The organism is Streptomyces sp. NTD91, assembly GCF_059510455.1.
The window spans coordinates 1-15,780 of record NZ_JCAJZW010000026.1 but is presented as its reverse complement, the minus strand read 5'-3'; the positions used below and the strand labels follow the sequence as shown (position 1 = coordinate 15,780).

Sequence of the window (15,780 nt, the reverse complement as noted above, 5' to 3'; positions counted from 1 at the left end):
CATGGTCGACACGGCAGACGAGCCGGGCGGACGGCCGCGTGGAGTCCCCCTAGGGGCTTCCCGAGGAACGTCCGGGCTCCACAGGGCAGGGTGGTGGCTAACGGCCACCCGGGGTGACCCGCGGGACAGTGCCACAGAAAGCAGACCGCCGGGGGCCACGGCCCTCGGTAAGGGTGAAACGGTGGTGTAAGAGACCACCAGTGCCCAGGGCGACCTGGGCAGCTAGGTAAACCCCACCCGGAGCAAGGTCAAAAGGGGACACCCCGGTGTCCCTGCGCGGACGTTCGAGGGCTGCCCGCCCGAGTCCGCGGGTGGACCGCACGAGGCCGGCGGCAACGCCGGCCCTAGATGGATGGCCGTCGCCCCGAGGCCCGCGAGGGCACCGGGGAACAGAACCCGGCGTACAGCCCGACTCGTCTGCCGCTCTCCCTGCGAGGGGGTCAGCGGCATTCCGAGGGGGTCAGCGGGCGTTCCCGCACCCGCTTCAGATGCCCCTCGAACACCTCCCGCGCCTCGGGCGTCAGCGTGCGCAGGGCGACCAGGGCCGTGATCACCACGTCGCACAGTTCCGCCTGTACGTCCTCCCACGTGTGGGTGACGCCCTTGCGGGGGTTCTGGCCGGTGGTGCCGATGATCGCTTCGGACACCTCGCCGACCTCCTCCGAGAGCTTCAGGACGCGCAGGAGAAGGCCTTCCTGGCCGGGGTGCCTGCGGGTGTCCTCGAGGCGGGAGAAGAGTTCGTCGATCGTCTGCCAGAGGGCGGGGGCGGCGGAAGGGGCGGGGGTGTCCTGAGCGGTCATGCCAGGCAGCTTCCCATGCCCCGGCACCGCGCCGTGCCGGTCTCCTCCGCCCCGGCGCCGCACCGCACCGGCTTCCTGCGCCCCGGCGTCGCGCCGTACGTCCTGCGTCGTACCGGCCTCCTCCGCTCGGCGCCGCGCCGTACGTCCCGCTCGCCCACTCGCCCTACTCCTCGAACAGCACCTCCTGCTCGCCCTCCCTCCTCGCCCGCAGCCGCTGACTGCGCGCCCCGATCACCAGCACCGTGGCCGCCGCCGTGACTCCGAGGGCGGCCGGGACCATCCAGCCGCGGTCGAAGACGTGGCCGAGGGCGTGGTCGAGGGAGAGGCGGCCGGGGCCGGTGACGGCGAGGCCGGCCGCCGCGAGGCCGAGGCTCGCCGCGTGCTCGTAGCCGCCCTCCTGGGCGAAGAAGCCGTTGGGCGTGTGGACCGCCGCCGCCCCGGCCATCGCGCCGGCCGCCGCCGCGCCCGCCGCCGGGGTCGCGAGGCCCAGGGCGAGGAGGGTGCCGCCGCCGGCCTCCGCGAGGCCCGCCGCCGTGGCGCTCGCCTTCCCGGGCGCGTACCCGACGGACTCCATGAACTGGCCCGTGCCCTCCAGGCCGTGGCCGCCGAACCAGCCGAACAGCTTCTGCGCGCCATGCGCGGCCAGCACCCCGCCGGCCCCCAGCCGGAGCAGCAGCAGGCCCAGATCACGTCGGTCGAGACAGGTCACGGCGACTCCCATGCGAGGACGTGCGGGCGCGGACGAGTGGGTTCCGCGTATCCACCGTCGCAGCGCTCACACCCGGCGGCCCGCCGGGGACGGCGTTCGGGTGGCGGGGCGGGGGCGGCGGTGTGAGCCTTGCGCCATGACGATTCAACCGTCCAAGCTCAGCGATCCGGCCGTCCGGGCCTTCGTCAACGCCGTCAACTCCCATGACCGGGAGGGCTTCATGGCGCTCCTCGCGCCCGGCGCGACCATGTCCGACGACGGTTCCGACCGTGACCTCGCCGAGTGGATCGACCAGGAGATCTTCTCCTCCCACGGCCACATGGAGGTGGACAACGAGTCCGCCGGCGGCCGCACCCTCCTCGCCCGCTACCGCAACGACACCTGGGGCGAGATGCGCACCAAGTGGACCTTCACCGTCGAGGACGACGGGCGGATCTCGCGGTTCGAGACCGGGCAGGCGTAGGCCGGCGGGGGCTTGTGCTCGCGTGCACTCCGACTCCTAGCGTCCTCGGACATGGAGACCACAAGGACCTTGGGACGCGGCGGGATCGAAGTGAGCGCGCTCGGCTTCGGGTGCTGGGCCATCGGCGGGGAGTGGCAGGACGTCGACGGGCAGCCGCTCGGATGGGGGAGGGTGGACGACGAGGAGTCGGTACGGGCGATCCACCGCGCCCTCGATCTCGGTGTCACCTTCTTCGACACCGCCGACTGCTACGGCACCGGGCACAGCGAGACCGTTCTCGGCCGCGCCCTCGGTACACGGCGCGACGACGTCGTGCTCGCCACCAAGTGGGGCAACGTCTTCGACCCGGAGACCCGCACCGCCGACGGCCAGGACGACACCCCGGAGTACGTCCGCCGCGCCCTCACCGCCTCCCTGCGCCGCCTCGGCACGGACCACATCGATGTTTACCAGTTCCATCTGTCGCACGCCGATCCGGGGCGCGCCGCCGAACTGCGGGACATGTGCGAGGAGTTGGTCGCCGAAGGGCTCATCCGTGGCTACGCCTGGAGCACCGACGACCCCCACCGCGCCGCCGTCTTCGCCGAGGGCCCGCACTGCACGGCCGTACAGCACACCCTCAACGTCCTCCAGGACGCGCCACGCCTCCTCCACCTGTGCGAGCGGGCGGAACTCGCCAGCGTCAACCGCGGTCCCCTCGCCATGGGGCTGCTGGCCGGCAGGCGGCAGGGCCCGCTGGAGGCCGGGGACATCCGCAGTCGGCCGCCCGCCTGGCTGCAGGGGTTCGGCGACGGCACGGGGGCCGATCCGCACTGGACGGCCCGGGTCGACGCCCTGCGGGACGTCCTCACCAGTGGCGGACGCACCCTCGCCCAGGGCGCGCTGGCCTGGATCTGGGCCCGCAGCCCGCGCACCGTACCGATTCCCGGCTTCCGCTCGGTCGTGCAGGCCGAGCAGAACGCGGGCGCGATCGGGAAGGGACCGCTCACCGCCGCGCAGCTTGCCGAGGTCGACCGCATCCTCGGCAGGTGAGCGACACCGCCACGGCCGGGCTCAGCGGCCGCTGAACCGCTGCCCGGCTCCGGCGCCGGCCGAACCTCGGTGACGGTCATGTCGGTGCCGAGGCCGTAGGCGATTTCAGGACCTTGTTCTGTGCCTGCGTCATCCCGCCGACACCGGGTTGAGGGCCACGAGCCGGGGAGGAACCCTTGAGCCATCCCCGGTAAGGGATGTGCGGGGACCGAGAAAGCGGGCCAACTCAACGGATTTTCATAAGGTGGCAAATTTCGGCGGCGGTGCGAGGTGCCCGCGCGGTTCCCGCTGCTGGGCGCGGTGTACCGTCCCCAGGTGCGCGAATGCTCCCGGCCCAGCCGGCGTGCCGTCCTCGGACTGACGGCCGCCGCCCTTCCCGTGTCCATGACCACCCCGGCCTCTGCCGCCGAGTCGAAGGTGATCGGCGGCGAGCAGCTGGCCCGCACCGGTGTCCAGGTGCGCGGTGCCTCCGGACTGCCCGAGAAACTCACCGCCCGCTCCTGGCTGATCGCCGACTGCGCGAGCGGCGAGGTGCTCGCCTCGTTCAACGCGCACCGGCGCCTCCCGCCCGCGTCCACGCTGAAGATGCTGTTCGCGGACACCGTGCTGAAGAAGTTCGACCGAACCGAGCGGTACACCGTCAAGGACGCCGACCTCGCCGACGTGCCGCTCGGCTCCAGCCTGGTCGGCATCAAGCCCGGCATCACCTACACCGTCGAGCAGTTGTGGCAGGGCGTGTTCCTGCGCTCCGGCAACGACGCCGTGCACGTGCTCGCCCACATGAACGGCGGGATCGCCGCGACCGTCGCCCAGATGCAGGCCAAGGCCCAGGATCTGCAGGCCCTGGACACCCATGTGGTCAGCCCGGACGGCTTCGACCACCCGGGCCAGATCTCCTCGGCGTACGACCTGACGCTGTTCGCCCGCCACGGTCTGAAGGACGCCGACTTCCGCGGCTACTGCGGCACGAGGACCGCGAACTTCCCGGCGGGCGGCAGGAAGACCTTCCAGATCCAGAACACCGACCGCCTGTTGACCGGGGCGTGGGGCCTGAAGTCGTACGACGGCCTGATCGGCGTCAAGAACGGCTACACCAGCCACGCCGGGAACACCTTCACCGGTGCCGCCACCCGGGGTGGGCGCACCCTGCTGGTCACCGTGATGCATCCGGCCGCCGGCAGCAACGCGGTCTACGAGCAGACCGCCGCGCTGCTCGACTGGGGCTTCGGGCACGGGCGTTCGGCGCAGCCCGTGGGTGTGCTGGTCGAACCGCTCAGCGAGGGCGGGGCGAAGGCGAGTCCGGCACCGGCGGACGGCAGTGCGGCCCCGGCGGCGGCCGGTGCGGCGGGCGCGGGCTCCCGCGGTCCGTCCACCGGGCGGCTGGTGGAGGGCGCGGCCGGTACGGCGCTGCTGCTGGCGGCGGCGGGGGTGTGGGCCGTACGGCGGCGGCGCAGGGCGGTCGCGGCGGCGGGGGCGGCCGAGGAGCCGGAGGCGGTCGAGGGGGAGGCAGAGCCGGGCGGCAGGCATCGGCGCTGACCGTGTTCGACGGCCGTTCCACCGGCCGGTGTGCCCCCCGCGTCCCGTCGCGAGGCCCCCCGACTCCGGCCCGGTGGAACGGCCGCCGCCTCCCCCCTTCGGTGTGGCTCGGACGCGACCACCCGAGCAGTCGCGGAATCCGCTCACTCCAACTGTGAAGCTCTTGTGGAGAAAGCTGAGCATACGGGCTCGATCGGCCGCAATGCCACGGATGTTCAAACTCCGCTTGTGTGAAAACACCCGGCGCGACGGCGCGAAGGGGCGTCAACCGCGCCCGATGTACGGCATCGCCGTCGCCAGCACCGTCGCGAACTGCACGTTCGCCTCCAGCGGCAGCTCGGCCATGTGACGCACCGTGCGCGCCACATCGGCGACGTCCATCACCGGCTCGGGGACGACTTCGCCGTTCGCCTGCGGCGCGCCGGTCTGCATCCGGGCCGTCATGTCGGTCGCCGCGTTGCCGATGTCGATCTGCCCGACCGCGATGCGGTACGGCCGCCCGTCCAACGACAGCGACTTGGTGAGACCGGTCAGGGCGTGCTTGGTCGCGGTGTAGGCGACCGAGCGGGGGCGGGGCGTGTGGGCGGAGACGGAGCCGTTGTTGATGATCCGGCCGCCCTGCGGGTCCTGCTCCTTCATCCGCCGGTACGCCGCCTGGGCGCACAGGAACGCGCCGTTGAGGTTGGTGTCCACCACGTGCCGCCAGGCGTCGTAGGACAGCTCCTCGACCGGGACCCCGCCCGGCCCGAACGTCCCCGCGTTGTTGAACAGCAGGTCCACCCGGCCGAAGCGCTCCACCGTCGCCGTGAACAGCGCGTCCACATCCTCGGGCCGGGACACGTCCGCGCGTACGGCGAGCGCGTCGCCCTCCGGGACCAGTGCCGCCGTCTCCTCGAGCGTCCCGGTGCGCCGGCCGGCCAGGGCCACCGACCAGCCGGCCCGCAGCAGCTCGGCGGCGACGGCCCGCCCGATGCCCGACCCGGCGCCGGTCACGACCGCGATCTTCGATTGCCTGTCAGTCATGGCACCGCAGCGTAGGCGGCAAGTCCGCGATGCGGAACGCCGCGTCCGGCATACGGTTGTCCGACGGTGAATGGGGGTGGGCGTGGGGTGCGGGCACCGATGCCGGTGGGCGTGGCGGGTGCGGGCAGTCGGCGGCGGCCGACGGTGCCCGTCGGCGGAGGGTGGCGGCCCGTGTGCGGGGGCGGTGCCGGTGAGCCGGTGCGGTGGTCGGTACGGCGCCCGGGCGACGTCGATGGCCCGGTTGCGCGGGCGCCGCAGCCGCGACCGGTGTCCACGGCTGCGTGCAGGACGTGCCGGCGGCCCGGTCCGCCATGCCGGTGACCGGGTCCACGGCGTACCGGCGGCGATGTCTGCGCCGGGAGCCACCGGCACGAACCGCCCCGCCACCGCGTCACACGGCCACGGTGAGCTCCTCGCCCGGGTACCGCACCCCGATCCGCTCCCGCACCGCGTCCAGCGTGCGCATCACCGCGAGGGAGCCCTCCAGCGGTACCAGCGGAGACTCCTTCTCGCCCGCCCGCAGCGCGCGCATCACCTCGGCGGCCTCGTGCCGCAGGGTGGTGCGCGGGCCGTCCGCGGGACCGGCGGCGAACTCCTCGGGGTCGCGGCCCTCGCGGTGCAGCACGAACCGCTCCGGGTGGAAGAAGCCCGACGGCACGTCGATCCGCCCGTGCGAACCGGTCACCGAGGCCGTGCCGCCCGTACCGCCGACGATCGAGCAGTGCAGCGACGCCATCGCCCCGCTCTCCCAGGACAGCACCGCGCCCGTCTGCAGATCGACGCCCTCCGGCGACAGCAGTGCGCTCCCCGCGACCGCGTCCGGCTCGCCCAGCAGCAGTTGCGCGAACGACACCGGATACACGCCCAGGTCGAGCAGCGCTCCGCCGCCGAGTGCCGGATCCCGCAGCCGGTGCGCGGACGGGAAGGGACCGGCGAGCCCGAAGTCGGCCTGCACGGTCCGCACTTCGCCGATCGCCCCGTCGTCCACCAGCGCCTTCAGCCGCCGTACCAGCGGGTTGCAGTACATCCACATCGCCTCCATCAGGAAGCGGTCGTGCTCGCGGGCCAGCGCGACGAGTTCCTCCGTCTCACGCAGGTTCAGCGTGAACGGCTTCTCGCACAGCACGTTGCGCCCCGCCGCCAGGCACAGCCCGGCCGCCGCGCGGTGCGCCGTGTGCGGGGTGGCCACGTACACGACATCGATGTCAGGGTCCGCGGCCAGCGACTCCCAGTCGCCGTACGCCCGCGCCGCCCCGAACCGCTCCGCGAACGCGCGGGCCGGCTCCGGCCGCCGCGAGGCCACCGCCGTGATCTCCGCGTCCGGCAGATCCACCAGGTCCGCCGCGAACGCCGCCGCGATCCCGCCCGTCGCCAGGATCCCCCAGCGCACCTTGTCCATCGCCCCACCCCTCGCTCGTGTGTACCCCGGCATTCTGTACGAGCTGAGAGCATAGGTGCCGTCCGTGCCCGGCAGGCGAGCACCGACGGCGAACAAGGGGAGGGGCGGATGCACGAGCAGGCTGAGGCACCGACACCGAGGTCACGGCCCGCGCGGACTCCCGTCCGGCCGCCCGCCGCGCCCCGCCGCACCGGCGCCCTCGTCATCCTCGTCCTCGGCGGCCTCACCGCCACGCCCCCGCTCTCGATGGACATGTACCTCCCCTCCCTGCCGGAGGTCACCGGGGCCCTGCACGCACCGGCCGCCACGGTCGAGCTCACCCTCACCGCCTGCCTGCTGGGCATGGCCCTCGGGCAGCTCGTCGTCGGCCCGATGAGCGACCGCTGGGGCCGCCGCCGCCCGCTCCTGGCCGGTCTCGCCGTCTACGTCCTCGCGACCGCCCTGTGCGCCGTCGCGCCGAACGTCGAGACCCTGGTCGCCTTCCGGCTGGCCCAGGGCCTCGCGGGCGCCGCCGGGATCGTGATCGCCCGGGCCGTCGTACGCGACCTGTACGACGGTGTGGCCATGGCCCGCTTCTTCTCCACCCTCATGCTGGTCTCCGGGGTCGCGCCGATCGTGGCGCCGCTGATCGGCGGTCAGATCCTGCGGGTGACGGACTGGCGGGGCGTGTTCATGGTGCTCACCGTGGTCGGCGTGCTGCTGGGCGCCCTGGTCTGGCTGCGGCTCCCCGAGACCCTGCCGCCCGCGGCACGCCACGACGCAGGACTGGGCGGCGCGCTGCGCTCGATGCGCGGCCTGCTCGCCGACCTGCCGTTCACCGGCTACACACTGGCCGGCAGCTTCGCCTTCGCAGCGCTGTTCGCCTACGTGGCGGCCTCGCCCTTCGTCATCCAGGAGGTCTACGGCGCCTCCCCCCAGACGTTCAGCCTGCTGTTCGGCCTGAACTCGATCGGACTCGTGGTCGCCGGGCAGATCAACGGCAAGGTGCTGGTCGGCCGCGTCAGCCTGGACAAGGTGCTCGCCACCGGCCTCACGGTGATCGTGCTCGCCGCGACCGCCCTGCTGCTGATGGCCACCGGCGCCCTCGGCGACACCGGCCTGGTCCCCGTCGCCGCCGCCCTCTTCGTCCTCATGTCCGCCATGGGCATCACCCTCCCCAACACCCAGTCCCTCGCCCTGCTGCGCACCCGGCACGCCGCCGGCTCCGCCTCCGCGCTGCTCGGCACCACCTCCTTCCTCGTCGGGGCGGTCGCCTCACCGCTCGTCGGCGTCGCCGGTGAGCGGACCGCGGTACCCATGGCGGTGGTCCAACTGGTGGGAGCACTGGTCGCGGCGGCCTGCTTCGTGGGAATGTGCCGTCCCTGGAACGCACGCGGGAACACCCGTGCGGGTTCGGAGGGAGACGAGAACTGAGCGCACCGAGACTGCGCGCCGACGCACCGGAACGGGCGGGGCTCGACCCCGTGCACCTCGGGCACCTGGTCGGCGAGGTGCACGCCCTGACCGCCGGAGACCGCCCCTGGGCGGCCGGCGCCGTCGTGCTGGCCGGCCGCGGCCCCGTGATCGCCGTGGCCGAGGCCGCGGGCTGGGCCGTCCGCTACTCGGCGTACGACCCCGAGACCGACACGGGTGTCGAACTGCCGCCCGCCGCCCGGGTCCCGGCCACCGCCGACACCCCCTTCGACCTGGCCTCCCTCACCAAGCTGTTCACCTCCGTCGCCGCCGTGCAGCAGATCGAGCGCGGCACCCTCGGCATGCACGCCCGGGTCGGCGACTACCTGCCCGACTTCCACGCCGCGGCGGCCCACGGCATCACCGTGCGCCAGCTGCTCACCCACACCTCCGGGCTGCGCCCCGAGCTGCCCCTGTACGACTGCCCCGACGACGCCTCCCGCCTCGCCCTGCTCCGCGCGGAGGCCCCCGTCGGCGAGCCCGGCCGGCATCTGTACTCCGACCTGAACATGCTCCTGGTCCAGTCCGTGCTGGAACGCATCACCGGCCGCACCCTCGACGTCCTGATCGCGGACGGCATCACCCGCCCGCTCGGCATGACGGCGACCGCCTTCGGGCCCTGCCCCGGCGCCGCCGCCACCGAGGACCAGCGGCGGCCGTGGGCCAAGGCGGACCGCGGGATGCTGCGGGGTGTCGTCCACGACGAGAACGCCTTCGCGCTCGGCGGCGTCGCCGGCCACGCGGGCCTCTTCTCCACCGCCCGCGACCTGGCCGTCTTCTGCCGCGCCCTGCTTGCCGGGGGCTCCTACGGTCCCGCCCGCATCCTCGGCCCCGACTTCGTCGAGCTCCTGCTCACCCCGCCGGGGCTGGGCTTCGCCGTGGACCAGCCCTGGTTCATGGGCGAACTGGCTGGTCATGGGGCGGCCGGCCACACGGGCTTCACCGGCACGTCCCTGGTCGTGGACCCGCGCACGGACACCTTCCTGGTGCTGCTGGCCAACACGGTCCATCCACGGCGCAGGACACCGGACAGCGGGCCGAGGGCGAGACTGGCCACCCATCTGGCCAGGGCGGTGATCTGAGGTTCCGGCGAGGACGGCGTTCCGGGGCCGGCCGTAGAATCACCGGGTGAACGACCCCGTACCCCCGGCGGACGCCCTGCGCAAAAGCCTCGCCGAGCTGCTCGACGGACTCCCGCCCAGGCAGGCCGCCGGGGCGGTCGAGCGGCTGATCGCCCACTACCGGGGCGACACCCCCACCCACACCCCGATCCTCCGCGACCGCGCCGACGTCGCCGCGTACGCGGCCTACCGGATGCCCGCCACCTTCGAGGCGGTCCACGCGGCACTGGAGGCGTGCGCGGCGGCCGTCCCCGGCTGGACGCCCGCGGGCCACACCGACATCGGCGGCGGCACCGGCGCCGCCACCTGGGCCGTCACCGCGACCTGGCCGGGCGAGCGCCGCGTCACCGTGCTGGACTGGGCCGAGCCCGCCCTCGCCCTCGGCCGGGAGCTCGCCGCCGCCAACCCCGACCTGCGCGCCGCCCGCTGGCAGCGCGCCCGGATCGGTGCGGACCTCACCCTCGACGCCACCGATCTCGTCACGGTGTCGTACGTCCTCAACGAACTCGCCGAGCCCGATCGCGCCGCGCTCGTCGACGCCGCCGCGGGCGCCGCGCGGACCGTGGTCATCGTGGAGGCCGGCACGCCGGCCGGCTACGCCCGTGTCATCGAGGCCCGCGACCGCCTGGTCCGTGCCGGGCTGCACGTCGTCGCCCCCTGCCCGCACAGTGCCGCCTGCCCCATCGAGCCCGGCCGTGACTGGTGCCACTTCTCCGCCCGGGTGGCCCGCTCCTCCCTGCACCGCCAGGTCAAGGGCGGCACCCTGCCGTACGAGGACGAGAAGTTCTCGTACGTCGCCGCCACCCGCCTGGCCGCCGTGCCCGCACCCTCCCGGGTGATCCGGCGCCCGCAGATCCGCAAGGGCCAGGTGCTCCTGGACCTGTGCGAGGCCGGTGGACAACTGGCCCGCACGACGGTCAGCAAGCGCCACGGCGACCTGTACAGGGCGGCCCGGGACGCCGAGTGGGGCGACCCCTGGCCGCCGCAGGAGCCGCCCGCGTAGCCGTTCCGTCCGGCGGTTCGCGAGGTGGCGACGGTCGTCTCCGGTGGGTCTCGCGTCTGCGGCGGCACCCCCCGAAGCACATGAAGATGGGACGATAGGGCACACTGTCCGCACACCAGCGAGGCGAGGGGATAGATGAGCGCGACGTTCGGCGGCCGGTCCGGCCGGCAGGGCAGACTCTCCCAGTGGCTGCGTGGACGCCGCCCCAAGGAGGCCGCCGACAACGGCGGCCGGGAGACCCTGCTGCTCGCCGCCGCCGCGGCGGGACTGCCGCTCGCCCCCGCCGCGCACCCCGCTCCCGGCTACCGGTGTTCCTGCGACCGCGTGGGCTGTCCCACCCCTGCCCGCCACCCGGTGTCCTTCGCCTGGCAGACGCAGTCCACCACCGACCGCGGGCAGATCGAGCGCTGGGCCCGGCACCAGCCGGACGCCAACTTCATCACCGCGACCGGCATGGTGCACGACGTCCTGGACGTCCCCCTGGAGCCCGGCCGGGAGGCGCTGGAGCGGCTGCTCGGCTCCGGCGTCGAGGTGGGGCCCGTCGCCGAGAGCGACGACGGCCGCATGCTGTTCTTCACCCTCACCCGCGGCACCCCCGAGGACGAGGACGAGTGGTGGCCCTGCGAGCTGGACTGCCACCCCGAGACCATGGACGAGCACCCGGGGCTGCGCTGGCACTGCCGGGGGTCGTACGTGCTGGTGCCGCCGGCCAGGCTGCCGGGGGACGACCGGCGCGTGCGGTGGGTGCGGGGACCGGAGCATGCGCTGCCTGACCCCCTCAGCCTGCTTGAGGTGCTCACCGACGCCTGCTCGCGGTACGCCGGGACCGACCCCCAGGGGGCTTCCTGGCCGCTGCAGCACTAGGAGACCGCTGAAGATCTTGCTCTGGCCGCCCGACTCACCCCGTATTGCCGGTAAATGTCAATCGCTATCAACCGGGGCAAGCCGGGCGCATTTTCAAGATCTTCAGGACACTTCTAGGGCGTGTTTCGAAAGTCCCGTCTGCTCCGCGACGCCTGGCACGGCACCTCGCCGCGTTGTCGGGATCGTCCAGGTACGCCCGGTACGAGGACGACCCTCCGCCTTGCGATGCACCGCACCGGACGCCGCGGACCCCGCCCTCCGGGCGGACGACGCTACTTTCGAAACATGCCCTAGGGGCTGTCAGGGGGCGCCTTCACTCTCCCTGCGCCGCAGTCAGACCCGGCACCCTGCCCAGCACCGACACCTTGCCGGTGCCCGCCGGGTCGAGGGCGGCCTCTGCCGAGACGAACTCCAGGGTCAGGGACTGCTTCACCTCGCCCTCGGTCAGGGCCTGGACGTCCTTGTTCGGGACCGGCACGGTGGTGCCGGCAGCGGCCGTCTGCTTCTCGTAGTGGTGGGTGGTGAAGAACACCAGCGCCCCGCCGTCCGCCGTGCGCAACGCCAGCGGAGCGTAGTCGCCGTTCGTCAGCGGCCGGTCGATGAACTGCGTGACCAGGCCCGGCTTGCGGGCACGCCTGGTCCGGTCGGCGCGTTCGACGCTGGTGTACGTGCCGTCGGCGAAGGACGTGCCGCCCTTCTTCAAGTATGTCGCGTAGTCCGCGCTCAACTTCCCGGGCGGTAGGGCGAGTTGTCCGGAGTCGGACGGTACCGCCTCGGCCCGGCCGTCCTTGTCCGTCCTGAACCGCGGTACGGCACCGGGCGCCACGAGGGTGACGTACGCAACCCGCCAGCGCTGCCCGAGGCCGTCGCGGGTGAACACCATCAGCCAGCGCACCTTGCCGGTCTTGTTGCCCTGGGCGTCGGCCAGGAACCAGCGCGGCCAGCCGGCCTTCTCGGGGATGGTGATCTTGATGTCCGACAGCTTCAGCGGCACGTGACCGGCGTTGCCGGAGGGGCTGTTGGCGTGGCCCGCCTTCAGGCGCGCGGCGGTGATGTCGCCGAACGGGCCGGTGAGATAGGGCGCGTCCAGGGAGTTGTCGTAGGCCTTGTCGGCCCTGTTGTACGCGGCCAGGAACGCGGTGACTGCCTTGGCGGCCTCGGCGCGGGTGGCGGTGGGGAGCACCTCGCGCTCCCCGTGCACCACCACGCATCCGCTCGCCGTCAGCGACAAAGCGGTCAGCGAGGCCGCCACGAGTGCGTTCCTCCCACGCCTGCGGAGCCTGCGCGGGCTGCGATCCCTGCTCATCGGGTCCCTTCACCTTCCCCTTTTCGGAGGCGAACCCTACCGGGGCGAGGAAGATCCCGAGCGTCGGGATCAGGTACAGCAGCCACACCGTGACCTGGAGGACGGCCGGGTCGGGCCGGAGCCGAACACGCCCCTCCGCAGCATGCCGTACCAACTGTCCGGCGGGATGGTACCGCTGACGTCGAAGGCCAGGTGCGTCAGGCCGGGCAGCCGGTCCGCCTCCCGCAGGTCGCGGAAGCCGTACACCGGCACCGCCCGCCGCGACCACGACCAGCATCCCGCCGGTCCAGGTGAAGAACTTCCCCGGGCTGACGCGCGGGACGCCCCGGTGGAACGGACGGCCCGGCAGGACCGCCGTGGCCAGGCCCGGGGCCACGCCGAGCCGCCGAGCGCCTCCCGCGCCTCGAACGTCAGCCGGGTGATCCCGGCCTTGCCCACCCGCTGCTGCCACCAATTTGGGGTCGTGATGCGGATCTCGAAGGGGGGCGACAGGGTGTTGCCGCCTTTCGGCGGCAGGCAGTGGGACACGGTCGCGCGGGCCGCGATGTTTCAATTCCACTGTGACTGACTACGACGTACTCCGCGTCTTCTGCGGGCCGGACGGCGGCTACGGCAACGAACTCGGTGTCGTCCGCGACGGCTCGGTCCTGCCCGAGCAGAGCGACCGGCAGGAGCTGGCGGCCAAACTCGGCTTCAGCGAGACCGTGTTCGTGGACGACCCCGAGCGCGGCGTGATCGACATCTACGCGCCCACCGTGCGCCTGCCCTTCGCCGGTCACCCCTGCGTCGGCACCGCCTGGCTGCTCGACGTGCCCGAACTGGTCACGCCCGCCGGGGTGGTCGGCGCCCGCCAGGACGGCGAGTTCAGCTGGATCGAGGCCCGCGCCGAGTGGGCCCCGCCGCGCACCTTGCGCCAGTACGCGGGCGCCGCCGAGGTGGACGCCCTCGACGTGCCCCCGCCGGGGGACTGGATCTACGCCTGGGCCTGGGAGGACGAGGCGGCCGGCCGGATCCGCGCCCGCGCCTTCCCCGGCCGGAACGACGGCATCGACGAGGACGAGGCCACCGGCGCCGCCGCCCTCCTCCTCACCGAGCAGCTGGGCCGCGCCCTGAACATCACCCAGGGCAAGGGCTCCCAGATCCTCACGGCGCCGCAGCCGCACGGGTGGGTGGAGGTGGGGGGCCGGGTGCACCTCGAGCGATGACCGGCCGCCCGTGGGGCGCACGCCCCTACCGCCGGAGCGGAACGGTCCGCGTCGGCTCACCCGGGCGCGGGCGCCTCGTCGCGCTGCACGACCATCATGGCCATGTCGTCGTGGAGCGTGCCGCCCGCGTGGGCGCGCAGGTCGGCGACGATCTCCCGCAGGAGGGGGCGTGGGGCGTGAGCGGTGCTCTTCCACGTCCGGGTCCGCGTCCGCGAACTCGGTGAGACCCCAGCGGACGGCGTCCTCCACATAGGCCACCAGCTCCGGCAGCGGGACGCGGCGGTGCGCGGCGGCGCGGAAGGCGCCCAGCACGATCGCCGTGCCGCTGATCGAGGCCAGGCCCTTGCCGCGGACGTCTCCGATGACCAGGCGCGTGGAGCCGGAGGTCCGGGCCGCGGCGTAGAGATCGCCGCCGATGTAGGCGTCGGCCTCGGCGCTGTGGTACTCGCCGGCCAGGGACAGTGGTCCGGCGCGCGTGGGAAGCGGGCGCAGGACGACGCGCTGTGCGGTGTCGGAGACGATGCGCGCCCTGAGCAGTTCCCGCCCCCGCCGGTCCCGCAGATGGGTGAAGACGACGAGCAGCGTGCACAGCACCGTCAGTGAACCCAGCTCCACCAGCACGCTCTCGGTGGCCAGGGTGTGTCTCTCCACCCCGGCGGCGATCAGTGCGAGGACCGCGAGCGCGCCGACCAGCGCCGTGGGTCCGGGGCCGTAGCCCATGGCGGTCACCGCGGCCGCCACGACCAGGAGATGGGCGAGGTGGATGTCCGGCGGGAGGAACGCGTCGGCGACCGGGATGGCGACGACCAGCAGTGGGACGGCCGGCCAGGAAGCGCCGGGTGATGCCGGGGCCCACACGCGCGGGCCCCCGGTGGCGGACGTCTTCGTCGTCGCAGCTCTCACTCGCAGGGGAACAATGCGAACATCCCCCCTTAATTTTCCCCGTATTGTGATCGTCTGCCATCAGGCGCTCAACGCGAACTCGTCGCCCAGCGCCCGGAAGACCGCCGTGTTCAGGGCGAAGGCCCGCCTGCACTCGGCCACCACCCGCCGGCGCTCCAGCTCGTCCGCCCGGATGCCGTCCAGCAGCTCCCGGTAGCCCCGCTTGAACGCGGCGGGGTTCGCGACGCCTTCGAAGACGTAGAAGCGGACACCGTCGCCCCTCCTTGCGAAACCCCAGGTCTTCTCCGCGCGGTCGCGGATGACCTGGCCGCCGGACAGGTCGCCCAGGTAGCGGGTGTAGTGGTGGGCGACATAGCCCGCGGGCCAGCGCTCGGCGCACGCACGGACCCGGTCCGCGTACCGACGTGTGGCCGGTACGGCGCTCAGGCCCGCCCGCCACCGCGGCCCCCGCAGATGTGCCAGGTCCCGCTCCAGCGCGGCCAGCCTGAACAGCTCGGGCCGGATGAACGGTCCCGCCACCGGATCCGCCGCCAGCCGCTCGGCGCCGCTCTCCAGGGCCTCGTAGACGAACCACAGCTGCTCGGTGTAGCGCGCATAGGCCGCCACGCCCAGCCGGCCGCCGAGCAGGGCGCTCATGAACGACGAGGTCTGCACCGCCGCGTGCTGCTCGTGGGACGCGGTGCGGATGAGGGTCGAGAAGGACTCCATGGGACCGCCTCTGCGCATTTGCCGACAGGGTGTCGGTAAAAGTGTACGAGAGAAAGCCCGCCCTCGCAGAGGGCGGGCGATGCGGGCGCGGGCCTGGGGGGCGTCTGGATCGGGTCGGACAGGCCGCGGACTCCTCCGCGGTGCGTCGCGGGGCGGAGGACCACCCGCGTCCTCGGCGTCCCCGGGTGGTCCGGCAACGCGGCGCGCTGCTGTGCCGGCCGTCGCGGACCCGGGCCGATCCAAACGAACCCCCCTA

General features: G+C 73.4%; 15 protein-coding genes, 1 other RNA gene and 2 pseudogenes. 9 read left to right on the top strand and 9 right to left on the bottom strand.

All coding sequences use genetic code 11. From position 1 onward, the window contains the following. Window positions 1-18: 18 nt before the first annotated feature. Window positions 19-420, top strand: an RNA gene (gene rnpB, locus AC5WRT_RS24595) — RNase P RNA component class A. A gap of 20 nt (window positions 421-440) precedes the next feature. Here rnpB and AC5WRT_RS24590 read toward each other — a convergent pair. Then, window positions 441-800 (bottom strand): MazG-like family protein, encoded by a 360-nt coding sequence (locus AC5WRT_RS24590; RefSeq protein ID WP_496096537.1) that lies wholly within the window; start codon window positions 798-800, stop codon window positions 441-443. Window positions 801-963: 163 nt separating this feature from the next. Further along, window positions 964-1,509: a DoxX family membrane protein gene (locus AC5WRT_RS24585; protein ID WP_496100603.1), complete on the bottom strand. Its 546-nt coding sequence runs from the start codon at window positions 1,507-1,509 to the stop codon at window positions 964-966. 136 nt (window positions 1,510-1,645) lie between these two features. On the opposite strand from AC5WRT_RS24585, the gene AC5WRT_RS24580 reads away from it, so the two are divergent. From AC5WRT_RS24580 to AC5WRT_RS24570, 3 genes are all read left to right on the top strand, one after another. Next, on the top strand, window positions 1,646-1,972 hold the full coding sequence (locus AC5WRT_RS24580; RefSeq protein ID WP_496096535.1) for a nuclear transport factor 2 family protein: 327 nt from the start codon (window positions 1,646-1,648) through the stop codon (window positions 1,970-1,972). Window positions 1,973-2,023: 51 nt separating this feature from the next. Then, window positions 2,024-3,004, top strand: coding sequence for an aldo/keto reductase (locus tag AC5WRT_RS24575; protein WP_496100602.1), 981 nt, complete (start codon window positions 2,024-2,026; stop codon window positions 3,002-3,004). A 315-nt stretch (window positions 3,005-3,319) separates the two neighbouring features. Next, a complete protein-coding gene (locus tag AC5WRT_RS24570; protein ID WP_496096533.1) occupies window positions 3,320-4,540 on the top strand; it encodes a D-alanyl-D-alanine carboxypeptidase family protein in 1,221 nt (406 codons plus the stop codon). Window positions 4,541-4,804: 264 nt separating this feature from the next. Here the strand turns inward: AC5WRT_RS24570 and AC5WRT_RS24565 are convergent, their stop codons facing one another. Then, entirely contained in the window at window positions 4,805-5,563 is a 759-nt protein-coding gene (locus tag AC5WRT_RS24565; protein ID WP_496096532.1) for an SDR family oxidoreductase, read from the bottom strand. Between the two features lie 391 nt (window positions 5,564-5,954). Continuing rightward, the gene (locus AC5WRT_RS24560; protein ID WP_496096531.1) at window positions 5,955-6,962 is read right to left on the bottom strand and encodes a Gfo/Idh/MocA family protein; all 1,008 of its coding nucleotides are present in this window, start codon (window positions 6,960-6,962) and stop codon (window positions 5,955-5,957) included. 108 nt (window positions 6,963-7,070) lie between these two features. Between AC5WRT_RS24560 and AC5WRT_RS24555 the strand changes: the two genes are divergently transcribed. From AC5WRT_RS24555 to AC5WRT_RS24540, 4 genes are all read left to right on the top strand, one after another. After that, a complete protein-coding gene (locus AC5WRT_RS24555) occupies window positions 7,071-8,375 on the top strand; it encodes a multidrug effflux MFS transporter (protein ID WP_496096530.1) in 1,305 nt (434 codons plus the stop codon). Further along, complete coding sequence (locus AC5WRT_RS24550) at window positions 8,315-9,496, top strand: serine hydrolase domain-containing protein (RefSeq protein ID WP_496096529.1); 1,182 nt, start codon at window positions 8,315-8,317, stop codon at window positions 9,494-9,496. Before AC5WRT_RS24555 ends, AC5WRT_RS24550 begins: the two co-directional genes overlap by 61 nt. Before the next feature lie 46 nt (window positions 9,497-9,542). Next, window positions 9,543-10,538: a small ribosomal subunit Rsm22 family protein gene (locus AC5WRT_RS24545; protein WP_496096528.1), complete on the top strand. Its 996-nt coding sequence runs from the start codon at window positions 9,543-9,545 to the stop codon at window positions 10,536-10,538. A 135-nt stretch (window positions 10,539-10,673) separates the two neighbouring features. Continuing rightward, entirely contained in the window at window positions 10,674-11,402 is a 729-nt protein-coding gene (locus tag AC5WRT_RS24540; RefSeq protein ID WP_496100601.1) for a bifunctional DNA primase/polymerase, read from the top strand. Between the two features lie 313 nt (window positions 11,403-11,715). Here AC5WRT_RS24540 and AC5WRT_RS24535 read toward each other — a convergent pair whose 3' ends face one another. Together AC5WRT_RS24535 and AC5WRT_RS24530 are read right to left on the bottom strand one after the other, a co-directional pair. After that, complete coding sequence (locus tag AC5WRT_RS24535) at window positions 11,716-12,708, bottom strand: SCO2278 family lipoprotein (protein ID WP_496098887.1); 993 nt, start codon at window positions 12,706-12,708, stop codon at window positions 11,716-11,718. Continuing rightward, window positions 12,671-13,090: pseudogene (locus AC5WRT_RS24530) on the bottom strand (FTR1 family protein); the annotation flags it as partial. The pseudogene AC5WRT_RS24530 and the gene AC5WRT_RS24535, both read right to left, overlap by 38 nt. A 178-nt stretch (window positions 13,091-13,268) precedes the next feature. On the opposite strand from AC5WRT_RS24530, the gene AC5WRT_RS24525 reads away from it, so the two are divergent. Next, complete coding sequence (locus AC5WRT_RS24525; protein WP_496098888.1) at window positions 13,269-13,913, top strand: PhzF family phenazine biosynthesis protein; 645 nt, start codon at window positions 13,269-13,271, stop codon at window positions 13,911-13,913. 56 nt (window positions 13,914-13,969) lie between these two features. On the opposite strand, the gene AC5WRT_RS24520 is transcribed toward AC5WRT_RS24525, so the two are convergent. The 3 genes and pseudogenes from AC5WRT_RS24520 to AC5WRT_RS24510 form a co-directional block, all read right to left on the bottom strand. Beyond that, a complete protein-coding gene (locus AC5WRT_RS24520; protein ID WP_496098889.1) occupies window positions 13,970-14,164 on the bottom strand; it encodes a hypothetical protein in 195 nt (64 codons plus the stop codon). 37 nt (window positions 14,165-14,201) lie between these two features. Continuing rightward, window positions 14,202-14,633: pseudogene (locus AC5WRT_RS24515) on the bottom strand (PP2C family protein-serine/threonine phosphatase); the annotation flags it as partial. 243 nt (window positions 14,634-14,876) lie between these two features. After that, window positions 14,877-15,524, bottom strand: a complete 648-nt coding sequence (locus AC5WRT_RS24510) for a biliverdin-producing heme oxygenase (protein WP_496098890.1) — start codon at window positions 15,522-15,524, stop codon at window positions 14,877-14,879. Between the last annotated feature and the right edge of the window lie 256 nt (window positions 15,525-15,780).